The organism is Micromonospora sp. NPDC001898 (genome assembly GCF_042891255.1).
GTDB lineage: Bacteria > Actinomycetota > Actinomycetes > Mycobacteriales > Micromonosporaceae > Micromonospora.
The window spans coordinates 24,702-39,525 of sequence record NZ_JBIATC010000004.1; the positions used below are offsets into that span (position 1 = coordinate 24,702).

General features: G+C 75.4%; 1 protein-coding gene (running past one end of the window). It reads left to right on the forward strand.

All coding sequences use genetic code 11. The features are described 5' to 3' along the window. Positions 1 to 4 precede the first annotated feature (4 nt). Positions 5 to 14,824: part of a type I polyketide synthase coding region (locus ACFYZF_RS11160; protein WP_387018447.1), annotated on the forward strand (this coding region is incomplete at its 3' end). 15,276 nt of the annotated region lie beyond the right edge of the window; the window shows 14,820 of its 30,096 annotated nt.

The following is a 14,824-nucleotide window of genomic DNA, read 5'->3' on the forward strand; positions in this document are numbered from 1 at the left end:
TGTGATGTCTACGTCCGCAGACAAGGTCGTCGAGGCGCTCCGCGCCTCGCTCAAGGAGACGGGCCGCCTCCGTCAGCTCAACCAGCAGCTCACCGCCGCCGCGCGTGAACCGATCGCGATCGTGGCGATGTCCTGCCGCTACCCCGGGGGCGTCTCCACCCCGGAGCAGCTGTGGGACCTGGTGGCATCGGGCAGCGACGCCGTCGGCGGCTTCCCCACCGACCGGGGCTGGGACCTGGACAACCTGTACGACGCCGACGCCGACCGGGCGGGCCGCTCCACCACCCGCGAGGGCGGCTTCCTCTACGACGCGGCCGAGTTCGACGCCGGCTTCTTCGGCATCTCGCCCCGCGAGGCGGTCGCCATGGACCCCCAGCAGCGGCTGCTGCTGGAGACGTCGTGGGAGGCCTTCGAGTACGCGGGGATCGCGCCCGCGTCCATGCGCGGCCAGAAGGTCGGCGTCTTCGTCGGCACCGCCGCCAACGGGTACGGGATGGGCCCGCAGACCGAGATGGAGGGCACCGACGAGGGCTACCTGCTGACCGGCACGGCCACGAGCGTCGTCTCCGGCCGGATCGCGTACGCCCTCGGGCTGGAGGGGCCGGCGGTCACCGTCGACACCGCCTGCTCGTCATCGCTGGTGGCCCTGCACCTCGCCGCCCAGGCCCTGCGCCAGGGCGACTTCGACCTCGCCCTGGCCGGCGGCGTGTGCATCATGGCCACCCCCAGCCCGTTCGTCGGCTTCTCCCGGCAGCGCGGCCTGGCCCCGGACGGCCGGTGCAAGTCCTTCGCCGCCGCCGCCGACGGCACCGGCTGGGCGGAGGGCGTCGGCCTGCTGCTGGTGGAGCGGCTGTCGGACGCCCAGCGCAAGGGGCACCGCGTGCTGGCCGTGATCCGGGGCAGCGCGGTCAACCAGGACGGCGCGTCGAACGGGCTCACCGCCCCGAACGGCCCCGCCCAGCAGCGGGTGATCCGGCAGGCCCTGGCCAACGCCCGGCTCACCACCGCCGACGTGGACGCCGTCGAGGCGCACGGCACCGGCACCGTCCTCGGCGACCCCATCGAGGCGCAGGCCGTGCTGGCCACGTACGGGCAGGACCGGCCCGCCGACCGGCCGCTGCTGCTCGGCTCGATCAAGTCGAACTTCGGGCACAGCCAGTCGGCCGCGGGCGTCGCCGGGATCATCAAGATGGTGATGGCGATGCGGCACGGCGTCGTCCCGTCGACCCTGCACGTGGACTCCCCGACGCCGAAGGTCGACTGGTCGGCGGGCGCGGTGTCGCTGGTGACCGAGGCCCGGCCCTGGCCGGCGACCGGGCGGCCCCGGCGGGCCGCCGTCTCGTCTTTCGGCATCTCCGGGACCAACGCGCACACCATCATCGAGGAACCCCCCGCCCCGGAAGCCGACGCCGACGCCCCGGAACCGGCCGTCACCCTCCCGGTGGTGCCGGTGCTGCTGTCCGCCCGCTCCGACGCCGCGCTCGCCGGCCAGGCGGGCCGTTGGGCCAGGTGGCTGGCCGCCGACGGGGACCTGCGTCCCCTGGACGTCGGCTGGTCGTCGGCGGTGTCGCGGTCGGCGCTGGACAGCCGGGCCGTGCTGGCCGCGACCGACCGGGACGAGCTGCTGGCCGGGTTGCGTGCCCTGGCGTCGGGGCAGTCGTCGGGTGCGGTGGTGGCGGGTCGGGCGGCCGACCGGGGTCCGTTGGCGGTGTTGTTCTCGGGTCAGGGGGCGCAGCGTGCCGGGATGGGCCGTGAGTTGTACGACGGGTTCCCCGTCTTCGCCGCCGCGTTGGACGAGGTGTGTGGGCTGCTGGATGGGCTGTTGCCGCAGCCGTTGAGGCCGGTGCTGTTCGCGGCGGAGGGCACGGTCGAGGCGGGCCTGTTGGATCAGACTGTGTTCACGCAGGCGGGTCTGTTCGCGGTCGAGGTGGCGTTGTTCCGTCTGGTGGAGTCGTTCGGTGTGGTGCCGGACTTCGTGGGCGGTCACTCGGTTGGTGAGATCACGGCCGCGTACGTGGCGGGGGTGTTGTCGCTGGCGGATGCCTGCCGGTTGGTGGCGGCTCGGGGCCGGTTGATGCAGGCGTTGCCGGCCGGTGGGGGAATGTTGGCGGTGGGTGCGTCCGAGGCGGAGGTGTTGCCCAGTCTGGGCGGTCTCGCCGACCGGGTGGGGGTCGCGGCGGTGAACGGGCCGGCGTCGGTGGTGGTGTCCGGTGCGGTGGACGCCGTCGACGAGATCGAGCGGGTGTGGCGGGACCGGGGCGTGCGGACCCGTCGGTTGGCGGTGAGTCACGCGTTCCACAGTCCGTTGATGGAGCCGATGCTCGACGAGTTCCGCGCCGTGCTGGCCGGGCTCACGTTTGCGTCGCCCCGGTTGCCGGTGGTGTCGAACGTGACCGGTGCGCTGGCCGGCAGCGACGAGTTGCGCACCCCGCAGTACTGGGTGCGGCACGTCCGGGAGGCGGTGCGGTTCGCCGACGGGATCACCACGCTCCGCGCCGCCGGGGTCGACACGTTCCTGGAGATCGGGCCCCGCAGCGTCCTCACCGCGATGACCCGGGACGTCCTCGGCCCGCAGCCGGTCGACCCGGCCGCCGACGACGCGACCCCGGTCGTCGCGGTGCCCGTGCTGCGGGCCGACCGTCCCGAGCCCCGGGCGCTGCTCGCCGCCCTCGCCGAACTGCACGTCAACGGCGCGGCCGTCGACTGGCCCGTGGTGTACACCGACACGGGCGCGACCACGGTAGGCCTGCCCACGTACGCGTTCCAGCGGCAGCGCTACTGGCCGGAGCAGCTTCCGGCCTCCGTCACCGGCCCGGTCAGCCCCGACGTCCTCGACGTCGAGTTCTGGTCCGCCGTGGAACGTTCCGACGTGGCGGCGCTGGCCGCGCAGCTCGGCGACGACGGCGCGGACGTCCTCGCCCCGGCGCTGCCGGTCCTGTCGTCCTGGCGCCGGGCGCGGCTGCGCGACGCCGTCGTCGACGGCTGGTCGTACCGGGTGGTGTGGAAGCGCGCGGCGACGCCCGCCGCCGCCGCGCCGATCGGCGACTGGCTGCTGCTCGAACCGGCCGGCGACCCGGCGGCGGCGCAGTGGGCCGACGCGCTGACGGCGGCGCTCGCCGCCGCCGGCGGGACGGTCCACCGCCTGCCGGTGGACCCGCTGACCGGCCGGGCCGAGCTGGCGGCCCGGCTGGCCGAGCTGCCGGCGGACCGCCGGTTCGCGGCGGCGGTCTCCCTGCTCGGGCTGCTGGACCGGCCGCACCCCGACCACCCGGCGGTGTCGACCGGCACCGCCGCGACGGCGACCCTGACGCAGGCCCTGCACGACGCCGACGTCGCGCTGCCGGTGTGGACCCTCACCCGGGGCGCGGTCGGCACCGGCGACGCCGACGGCGTCCGCAGCGTCGCCCAGGGCGGCCTGTGGGGCCTGGCCCGGGTAGCCGGGCTGGAACACCCCCAGCTCTGGGGCGGCCTGGCCGACCTGCCGGAGCGCCCCGACGCGGCCGGCTGGGACCGGCTCGTGGGCGTGCTGGCCGGGGCCGGCGACGAGGACCAGATCGCCGTACGCCCCTCCGGCGTCTTCGTGCGCCGGCTGGTCCGCGCCGACCCCGCCGGCGTGGGAACCGTCGAACGCTGGCAGCCGTCCGGGACGGTGCTGATCACCGGCGGCACCGGGGCGCTCGGCGCCCACGTGGCCCGCTGGGTGGCGGCCAACGGTGCCGCGCACGTCGTGCTGACCAGCCGCCGTGGCGAGCGCGCGCCGGGCGCGGCGGAACTGCGGGACGAACTGGCCGGGTTCGGCGCGCGGGTGTCGCTGGTCGCCTGCGACGCGGCCGACCGGGCGCAGGTCGAGGCGGTGCTGCGCGACATCGACGCGGACGACGCCCCGCTGACGGCGGTCGTGCACGCCGCCGGCGTGGGTCAGCTCGCCAGGCTGGTGGACACCGACCTGGCCGCGCTCGCCGCCGTCCTCGATGGCAAGATCGCCGGCGCGGTCCACCTGGACGAGCTGCTGGGCGACCGGCCACTGGACGCCTTCGTGCTGTTCTCCTCGATCGCCGGGATCTGGGGCAGCGGCGGCCAGGCCGCCTACGCCGCCGGCAACGCCTTCCTGGACGCGCTCGCGGAGCGGCGGCGCGCCCGTGGTCTCGCCGCCACGGCGGTCGCCTGGGGCCCCTGGGCGGACGGCGGCATGGCCAGCGGGGAGGGCCAGGAACTGCTGGCCCGGCGCGGCCTCACCGCGATGTCCCCGGCCCAGGCCGTGTACGCCCTGCGCAGCGCCGTCGGCCGGTCCGCGCCGTCGCTGGCCGTGGCGGACGTCGACTGGTCCCTGTTCACCCCGGCGTTCGCCGCCGCGCGGCCCCGGCCGCTGCTCGACGACATCGCGGAGGCCCGGGACGCCCTGCGGACCGCCGACGAGGAGCCGGCCGACGGGGCCGGCGGTGGCCTGCGGCAGCAACTGCTCACCCTGCCCCGCGCCGAGCAGGACCGGCACCTCACCGACCTGGTCCGCACGGTCGCCGCCACCGTCCTCGGGCACACCGGCCCGGAGCTGGTCAAGGCGAACCGGGCGTTCAAGGAGCTGGGCTTCGACTCGCTGACCGCGGTGGAGCTGCGCAACCGGCTCGGCGCCGCCACCGGCCTCTCCCTGCCCACCACCCTCGTCTTCGACTACCCGAACCCGGCCGCCCTCGCCGACCACCTGTCGTCCGCGCTGCGCCTGCACGAGGTCGACACCGTGACCACCTGGGGCCCCGCCGGGCCGGTCGACGACGACCCGATCGTCATCGTGGGCATGAGCTGCCGGTACCCCGGCGGCGTGAGCAGCCCCGGCGAGCTGTGGGACCTCGTCGCCACCGGCCGCGACGGCATCAGCGGTTTCCCCGAGGACCGCAACTGGGACATCGCCCGGCTGCTGGCCGTCGACGCCGAGGGCCGGCCGGTGTCGCACACCCGCGAGGGTGGCTTCGTCCCCGGTGCCACCGCCTTCGACCCGGGCTTCTTCGGCATCTCGCCGCGCGAGGCCCTGGCCATGGACCCGCAGCAGCGGCTGCTGCTGGAGGCGTCCTGGGAGGCCCTGGAGCAGGCGGGCGTCGACCCGGACCGGCTGCGCGGCAGCCGCACCGGCGTCTTCGTCGGCGCCTCCCCGTCGGGCTACGGCACCACCGACACCCCGGAGGAGCTGGCCGGCTACCAGCTCACCGGGGGAGCGCACAGCGTCATCTCCGGCCGGGTCTCCTACACCCTGGGTCTGGAGGGGCCCGCGGTCACCATCGACACCGCCTGCTCGTCGTCGCTCGTGGCGGTGCACCTCGCCGCCCAGGCGCTGCGCGGCGGCGAGTGCGACCTGGCCCTGGCCGGCGGCGTGACCGTCATGGTCACCCCCGGGGCGTTCGTGGAGTTCTCCCGGCAGGGCGGCCTCGCCCCCGACGGGCGGTGCAAGTCCTTCGCCGCGTCCGCCGACGGCACCGGCTGGTCCGAGGGCGTCGGCGTCCTGCTGGTCCAGCGCCTGTCCGACGCGCGACGGGACGGCCGGCAGGTGCTCGCCGTGCTCGCCGGCAGCGCCGTGAACCAGGACGGCGCGTCCAACGGCCTGACCGCCCCGAACGGCCCCGCGCAGCAGCGGGTCATCCGGGCCGCGCTGGCCAACGCCCGGCTCACCGTCGCCGACGTGGACGCCGTCGAGGCGCACGGCACCGGCACCACGCTGGGTGACCCGATCGAGGCGCAGGCCGTGCTGGCCACCTACGGCCAGGACCGGCCGGCGGACCGGCCGCTGTTCCTCGGGTCGATCAAGTCGAACATCGGGCACGCGCAGGCCGCCGCCGGGGTCGCCGGCATCATCAAGATGATCATGGCGATGCGGCACGGGCTACTCCCGTCGACCCTGCACCTCGACGAGCCCACCCCCCACGTGGACTGGTCGGCCGGCGCCGTGTCGCTGCTGACCGAGGCGCGCCCCTGGCCCGAGGTGGACCGCCCCCGCCGGGCCGCCGTGTCCTCGTTCGGCATCAGCGGCACCAACGTCCACCTGATCCTCGAACAGCCCCCCGCCCCGCCGGCCGGGGACGAGGCGGACGCCGAGGAGCCGACCCCCGCCGCCGCGCGGTCGCTGGCCCCGGTGCTCCTGTCCGCCCGCGACGGCGCGGCGCTGGCGGCCCAGGCGGGCCGCTGGGCGGCCTGGCTCACGGCCGACGAGGACCTCCGCCCGCTCGACGTGGCCCTCTCCTCGGCGGTGTCCCGCGCGACGCTGGACGAGCGCGCGGTCATCGCCGCGACCGACCGGGACGACCTGCTCGCGGCGCTGACCGCTCTCGCCGCCGGGAACCCCTCCGGCGCGGTGGTCACCGGCGCCGCCGGCCAGCGTGGCCAGCTCGCCCTGCTGTTCTCCGGCCAGGGCGCGCAGCGCGCCGGGATGGGCCGGCATCTGTACGCCGAATTCCCCGTGTTCGCCGCCGTGTTGGACGAGGTGTGCGGGCACCTGGATCCGTTGTTGCCGCGTTCGCTTGGTGAGGTGCTGTTCGCCGCCGAGGGTTCGGTGGAGGCTGATCTCCTCGGTCAGACCGTGTTCACGCAGGCGGGTCTGTTCGCGGTCGAGGTGGCGCTGTTCCGCCTGGTGGAGTCGTTCGGTGTGGTGCCGGACCTCGTGGCCGGTCACTCGGTCGGTGAGATCACGGCCGCTCACGTGGCGGGGGTGTTGTCGCTGGCGGACGCCTGTGCTCTCGTCGCCGCCCGTGGCCGACTGATGCAGGCGCTGCCGGCTGGCGGCGGGATGCTGGCCGTCGCCGCGTCGGAGGCGGACGTGCTGCCCAGCCTGGACGGGTTCGCCGACCGGGTGGGTGTCGCGGCGGTGAACGGCCCGTCGGCCGTGGTGGTCTCGGGTGCGGTTGACGCCCTCGACGAGGTGGAGCAGGTGTGGCGGGGCCGGGGTGTGCGGACGCGTCGGTTGGCGGTGAGTCATGCGTTCCACAGTCCGTTGATGGAGCCGATGCTGGCCGAGTTCCGTACGGTGCTGGCCGGGTTGAGCTTCGCCGCGCCGTTGCTGCCGGTGGTGTCGAACCTGACCGGTGCGCTGGCCGAGGGCGATGAGCTGCGCACTCCGGAGTATTGGGTGCGGCATGTCCGTGAGGCGGTCCGGTTCGCCGACGGGGTCACGGCCCTGCGGGCGGCCGGGGTGGACACGTTCCTGGAGGTCGGCCCGCAGAGTGTGCTGACCGCGATGGCCGCCGACGTCCTGCCGGCCGGTGACGGCGGCGTGTTGGCTGTCGCCGTCCAGCGTCGGGACCGGCCGGAGGCGCACGCGCTGCTGGCCGCCCTGGCGGAGCTGCACGTGCACGGGGTTCCGGTGACCTGGGCCCAGTGGTTCGCCGACACCGGCGCGACCCGGGTCGACCTGCCCACGTACGCGTTCCAGCACCAGCGGTACTGGCTTTCGCCCGTCGGGCAGGCGGCCGACGTGTCCGGCGCGGGCCTCGGCGTGGCCCGCCACCCGCTGCTCGGCGCGACGGTGTCGGTGGCCGGCGAGGACATGGTGGTGCTGACCGGCCGGCTGTCGCTGTCGTCCCACCCGTGGCTGGGCGACCACGTCGTCTCCGGCGCCGTGGTGGTGCCGGGCACCGCCCTGCTCGACCTCGTCGTCCGGGCCGGCGACGAGGTGGGCGCGTCCCGCGTCCGCGACCTCACCGTGCTCGCCCCGCTGGTGCTGCCCGCCGGCGGCGGCGGAATGCGGGTGCAGGTCCGGGTCGGCCCGGTCGACGCGACGGGCACCCGGCCGGTAACCGTGCACTCCCAGTCCGAGGAGGACCCGGAGGCCGGCTGGACCCGGCACGCCGACGGCGTCGTCGGCCTCCCCACCGCCGAGGAGCCCACCGTGGGCGCCTGGCCCCCGGCCGACGCGGCCGAGGTGGACCTCACCGGCTGGTATCCGGCCGTCGCCGGGCACGGGCTCGCCTACGGGCCGGTCTTCCAGGGCCTGCGGCGCGCGTGGACCGCCGACGGCACGGTGTACGCCGAGGTGACCCTCCCCGACACGGTGGTCGGGGACCCGGCCGGATTCGGCGTGCACCCGGCGCTGCTGGACGCCGCGCTGCACCCCGTCGGGCTGCTGCCCGCCGAGGCCGCGGGCGACGGCCCCCGGGTGCCGTTCTCCTTCGAGGGGGTGCAGGTCCACACGATCGGCGCGCGGACCCTCCGGGTGCGCCTGACCGCGAGCGGGTCCTCGGTACGGCTGGTCGCCGTCGACGAGGCCGGCACGCCGGTGGTGTCGGTGGACTCCCTGACGCTGCGGGAGATGACCACGGCGAGCACGCCGAACCAGGCGAACCGCTCGCTGTTCGAGGTGTCGTGGCAGCCCGAGCAGGTCGCCCCGGCCGACGCCGGGTACGGCTGGGCGGTGCTCGGCGGCGACGCCACCGACGGCGGGGCGCTGACGCCCGCGTACCCGGATGTGGCGGCCGTGGTCGAGGCGGTGACGGGCGCGACGGCCCCCGCCCCGGCGGGGCTGCTGCTGCCCGTGCCCACGGCGATCGATGCCGACGTGCCCGGGGCCGACGTGCCCGACGCGGTACGCGCCGCGACCGAGGCCGTGCTGCGCGAGGCGCAGGGCTGGCTGGCCGCCGACGCCCTCGCGGACTGCCGCCTGGTCGTCGTCACCCGTGGGGCGGTCGCCGCCCACCCCGACGACCGGGTCACCGACGTGGCGGGGGCCGCCGTCTGGGGCCTGCTGCGGTCCGCGCAGTCGGAACACCCCGGCCGGATCGTGCTGGCCGACCTCGAACCCGACGCCGACCTCGGCCCGGAGCTGCTGGCCCTGCTGGCCGGATTCGCCGCCGACCCGGGCGCGGGCGGGCAGCTCGCGGTGCGCGCCGGCACGGCGTACGTCCCACGGCTGACCCGCGCGGCCGGCGGTGCGCAGGCCGCGCCGGTGGTCGGCGCGGGCACCGTCCTGGTGACCGGCGGAACCGGCTCGCTGGGCGCCCTGGTGGCCGAGCACCTCGTCACGGCGTACGGGGTGCGGTCGCTGGTGCTGGCGTCCCGCCAGGGCCCGGCGGCCCCCGGCGCGGCCGACCTGGTGGAGCGGCTCACCGGCCTCGGTGCCGCCGTCCAGCTCGCCACGGCCGACGTGACCGACCGGACGCAGGTCGACGCGCTGGTCCGCCGGATCACCGCCGACGGGCGGCTGGCCGGCGTGGTGCACACCGCCGGCGTCCTCGACGACGGAGTCGTCACCGGGATCACCGCCGACCGGCTGGCGGACGTGCTGGCGCCCAAGGTCACCGCGGGCTGGTGGCTGCACGAGGCGACGGCAAAGCTGGACCTCGACCTGTTCGTGCTGTTCTCGTCCATCGCCGGTGTGCTCGGTTCCCCCGGCCAGGCCGCGTACGCCGCAGGCAACGCCTTCCTGGACGCCCTCGCCCAGCTCCGCGCCCAGCGGGGCCTGCCGGCGGTGAGCCTCGCGTGGGGCATGTGGGACACCGACGGCATGGCCAGCTCGATCAACGACACCGACCGGGCCCGGGTCAGCCGGGCCGGCCTCACCCCGATGACCGCCCCCGTCGGCCTCGGGCTGTGGGACGCAGCGCTGGCCCACGGCGGCGCCGCGCTGGTGCCGGCCGTGGTCGACCTGCCGGCCATGCGGGCGCAGACCGCCGCCGGCCGGGTGCCGCCGATGCTGCGGACCCTGATCGGCGCGACCGCCAGCCGGCGGCGGCCTGCCGCCGGAGGCTGGGCCGACCGGCTCGCCGGCCTCGACCCGCAGGAGGCGCGCACCCAGGTCGCCCTGCTCGTCCGGGGCCTGATCGCGCAGGTCCTCGGGCACAGCGGCGCCGACCAGGTGCCCGCCGACCGGGCGTTCCGGGAGCTGGGCTTCGACTCGCTGACCGCCGTGGAGCTGCGGAACCGGATCAACACCGCGACCGGGCTGCGGCTGACCTCCACCCTCGTCTTCGACTACCCGACCCCCGGCGCGCTGTCGGACCACCTCTACGAGCAGCTGTCCGGGCAGGTCGCCGAGCAGCGCGACGCCGTGGCGAACACGAACGTCGACGAGCCGATCGCGATCGTGGGCATGGCCTGCCGGTACCCGGGCGGCGTGACGAGCCCCGAGCAGCTCTGGCAGCTCGTCGCCACCGGTGCCGACGGGATCGGGGAGTTCCCGGCAGACCGGGGCTGGGAGCTCGACCGGATCTTCCACCCCGACCCGGACAACCCCGGGACGTCGTACACCCGGCACGGCGGGTTCCTGTACGGGGCGGCCGAGTTCGACCCGGCCTTCTTCGGCATCAGCCCGCGCGAGGCGGTCGCGATGGACCCGCAGCAGCGGTTGCTGCTGGAGGCGTCGTGGGAGACGTTCGAGTCCGCCGGGCTGGACCCCGTGCGGTTGCGGGGCAGCCGGACGGGCGTGTTCGCCGGCCTGATGTACCACGACTACGCCTCGCAGGTGCAGGAGCTGCCCGAGGGGGTGGGCGGCTACATCGGCACCGGCACGTCGGGCAGTGTGCTGTCGGGTCGGGTGGCGTACACGTTCGGCCTGGAAGGGCCGGCCGTCACCGTGGATACGGCGTGTTCGTCGTCGTTGGTGGCGTTGCACCTGGCGGTTCAGGCATTGCGCTCCGGTGAGTGTGATCTGGCGTTGGCTGGTGGTGTGACGGTGATGGCGACGCCGGGGACGTTCATCGAGTTCTCGCGTCAGCGTGGTCTGTCGCAGGACGGCCGGTGCAAGTCGTTCGCTGCTGCCGCCGACGGCACGGGCTGGTCGGAGGGCGTGGGTGTGCTGCTCGTGCAGCGGCTGTCGGACGCCCGGCGGGACGGCCGGCGGATCCTGGCCGTGGTCCGGGGCACGGCGGTGAACCAGGATGGTGCGTCGAACGGGTTGACGGCGCCGAATGGTCCGTCGCAGCAGCGGGTGATCCGGCAGGCGCTGGCCAATGCGCGTCTGACCACGACCGATGTGGACGCCGTCGAGGCGCACGGCACGGGCACCACGTTGGGTGACCCGATCGAGGCGCAGGCGTTGTTGGCGACCTATGGGCAGGACCGGCCGGCGGGCAGTCCGCTCTGGTTGGGGTCGGTGAAGTCGAACATCGGTCACACGCAGGCTGCGGCCGGGGTGGCCGGCATCATCAAGATGATCATGGCGATGCGGCACGGGACGATGCCGCGCACCCTGCACGTCGACGAGCCGTCGCCGCACATCGACTGGTCGGCGGGCGCGGTCGAGCTGCTCACCGAGGCCCGCGAGTGGCCCGCCCCGGGTCGGCCGCGCCGCGCCGCCGTCTCCTCCTTCGGAGTCAGCGGCACGAACGCCCACGTGATCATCGAGCAGCCGCCCGCCGAGACCCGGACGGAACCGGCGGACGCCGCCGTACCGCCGCTGGTGCCGGTGCTGCTCTCGGCCCGGACCGAGGCCGCCGTGGCGGCCCAGGCCGACCGCTGGGCACACTGGCTCGCCGCCGACGAGACCCCGCGCCCGGCGGACGTCGCCTGGTCCTCGCTGGTCAGCCGGTCGACGCTGGAACACCGCGCGGTCGTCACGGCCACCGACCGGGACGAACTGCTGGCCGGGCTGCGCGCCCTCGCCGCCGGCTCGCCGACCGGTGCGGTCGTCACCGGTACGGGTGCGGCGCGCGGCCCCCTCGCCGTGCTCTTCTCCGGTCAGGGTGCGCAGCGCGCCGGGATGGGCCGGGAGTTGGCGGAGGCGTTCCCCGTGTTCGCCGCCGCGTTGGACGAGGTGTGCGGGCACCTGGACCCGCTGTTGCCGCGTCCGCTTCGTGAGGTGCTGTTCGCCGCCGAGGGTTCGGTGGAGGCGGGGCTGCTGGACCAGACCGCGTTCACCCAGGCGGGCCTTTTCGCCGTCGAGGTGGCGCTGTTCCGTCTGGTCGAGTCGTTCGGCGTGGTGCCGGACTTCGTGGCCGGTCACTCGGTCGGTGAGATCACGGCCGCGTACGTGGCCGGGGTGTTGTCCCTGGCCGACGCGTGTGCCCTGGTGGCGGCGCGGGGTCGGTTGATGCAGGCGCTGCCGGCCGGCGGCGGGATGCTGGCCGTCAACGCGTCCGAGGCCGACGTGACGTCCAGCCTGGACGGCCGCGCCGACCGCCTCGGGATCGCGGCCGTGAACGGCCCGTCCGCCGTGGTGGTCTCCGGTGCCGTCGACGCCCTCGACGAGCTGGAGCAGGTCTGGACGGGCCGGGGCGTGCGCACCCGCCGGCTCGCCGTCAGCCACGCGTTCCACAGCCCGCTGATGGAGCCGATGCTCGACGACTTCCGGGCGGTCCTGGAGGCGCTGACGTTCCGCGCGCCGCTGCTGCCGGTGGTGTCGAACCTGACCGGGACGGTCGCCGACCCGCAGGAGATCACCCGCCCCGACTACTGGGTGCGGCACGTCCGCGCAGCCGTCCGGTACGCCGACGGGATCACCGCCCTGCGCGACGCCGGGGTGGACACGTTCCTGGAGGTCGGCCCGCAGAGCGTGCTGACCGCTATGAACGCCGAGCTGCTGGCCGAGGGAACGCTGACGCTCGCAACCCAGCGGCGGGACCGTCCCGCCCCGCAGGCGCTGCTGCACGCGCTGGCGGAGCTGCACGTCCACGGCGTGCCGGTGACCTGGCAGCAGTGGTACGCCGAGGCCCGTCCGATGCTGGTCGACCTGCCCACGTACGCCTTCGAGCACGAGCGGTACTGGCTCGGCGCCGGCCGCCCGCGCGCCGGGGACGTCTCCGGTGCCGGGCTGGGCGTCGCCGGGCACCCGCTGCTCGCCGCCGCCGTGTCGGTGGCCGGCGAGGACATGGTGGTGCTGACCGGTCGGTTGTCGGTGTCGACGCACGGGTGGTTGGCCGATCATGTGGTTGCCGGTTCGGTGGTGGTGCCGGGTACGGCGTTGGTGGAGTTGGCGGTGCGGGCCGGTGACGAGGTGGGTGCGTCGCGGGTGCGGGAGTTGACGGTGGCGGCGCCGTTGGTGTTGCCCGCGTCGGGTGGGGTGCGGGTGCAGGTGCGCGTCGGCGCGGCCGACGCGTCCAGCTCCCGGGCCGTGACGGTGCACTCCCAGACCGAGGGCGACCCGGAGGCGGAGTGGATCCGGCACGCCGAGGGTGTGCTCGAAGCACCCGGCGCGGCGGAGCCGGGCATCGGCGCGTGGCCGCCGGCCGGTGCCGACGAGGTGGACCTGACCGACTGGTACGGCGTGCTCGCCACGCACGGCCTGGTGTACGGGCCGGTGTTCCAGGGCCTGCGGCGGGCGTGGGCTTCCGGCGGTGAGGTGTTCGCCGAGGTGGCGTTGCCGGACGAGGTGGCGGGGGACGCGGCGGCGTTCGGGGTGCACCCGGCGCTGCTGGACGCGGCCCTGCACCCGGTCGGGTTGCTGCTGGCGGGTGAGGCCGGTGGCCCTCGGGTGCCGTTCGCGTTCTCCGGTGTGCAGGTGCACGCCTCGGGGGCGCGGGTGCTGCGGGTGCGGCTGACCCGTGAGGGCTCCTCCGGGGTGCGGCTGGTCGCGGTGGACTCCTCGGGCGCGGCCGTGGTCTCGGTGGACTCGCTGGTGCTGCGGGAGATGACCGGGGTGGTTGCCCCGGGTGCGGCGGCGCGGTCGTTGTTCGAGGTGGCGTGGCAGGCAGAGGAGGCCGTTTCCGCTGGCGACGCGGCCGGGTGGGCGCTGCTGGTAGCGCAGCCGGGGCAGCTCCACAGTGTCGGCGACGGGGGTGTTGCCGGGCTGGCCGGCGACGGGGGTGTTGCCGGGCCGGCCGGCGACGGGGGTGTTGCCGGGCTGGCCGGCGACGAGGGTGTTGCCGGGCTGGCAGGTGAGTTGGTGGCCCGGGGCGGGCTGGCCTCGTACCCGGATGTGGCTGCGGTGGTGGGCGCGGTCGCGGCGGGTGCGGCGGTGCCGCCCGCGCTGGTGCTGCCGGTGCCCGCCGGTGTTTCCGGCGCGGCGGTTCCGGAGTCGGTGCGCGAGGTGACGTCGAGCGTGCTGGCGACCGTGCGGTCGTGGTTGGTCGCGGATGCCTTGGCGGGTTCGAGGCTGGTGGTGGTGACCCGGGGTGCGGTGGTGGCCCGGGATGGTGACGTGGTGTCGGATCTGGCGGGTGCGGCGGTGTGGGGCCTGCTGCGGTCGGCGCAGTCGGAGCATCCGGGTCGGATCGTCCTCGCGGATGTCGACGGTGACATGGACGCGGGCGTGGTCGCCGTCCTGGCGCAGGTCGCCGAGGACGCCGGGGGCGGTCAGGTGGCCCTCCGCGCGGGTCGGGTGTTCGTGCCGCGTCTGGTGCGGGCGTCGTCGTCGGGTTCCTCGCTCGTGGTGGGTGAGGGTTCGGTGCTGGTGACCGGCGGTACGGGCTCGCTGGGCGCGTTGGTGGCGGAGCACCTCGTTCGGGCGCACGGGGTGCGGTCGTTGGTGCTGGTGTCGCGTCGTGGCCTTGATGCTGCGGGCGCGGGCGAGTTGGTAAAGCGGCTGTCGGGGCTGGGTGCGTCGGCTCGGGTGGTGGCGTGTGACGTGACGGACCGGGAGCAGGTGTTCGGGCTGGTCGCCGAGGTCGCCTCGGCGGGCCGGTTGACGGGCGTGGTGCACACCGCCGGCGTGCTGGACGACGGTGTCGTCGAGACGCTGACGGCCGAGCAGTTGGCGGGTGTGCTGGCCCCCAAGGTGTCGGCCGGTTGGTTCCTGCACGAGGCCACCACCGGGCTGGATCTGGATCTGTTCGTGTTGTTCTCGTCCATTGCTGGGGTGTTGGGTTCGCCGGGTCAGGCGGCGTATGCGGCGGGTAATGCGTTCCTGGATGCGTTGGCGGTGTATCGGCGGCAGGTGGGTCTGTCGGCGGTCAGCTTGGCGTGGGGGATGTGGGAT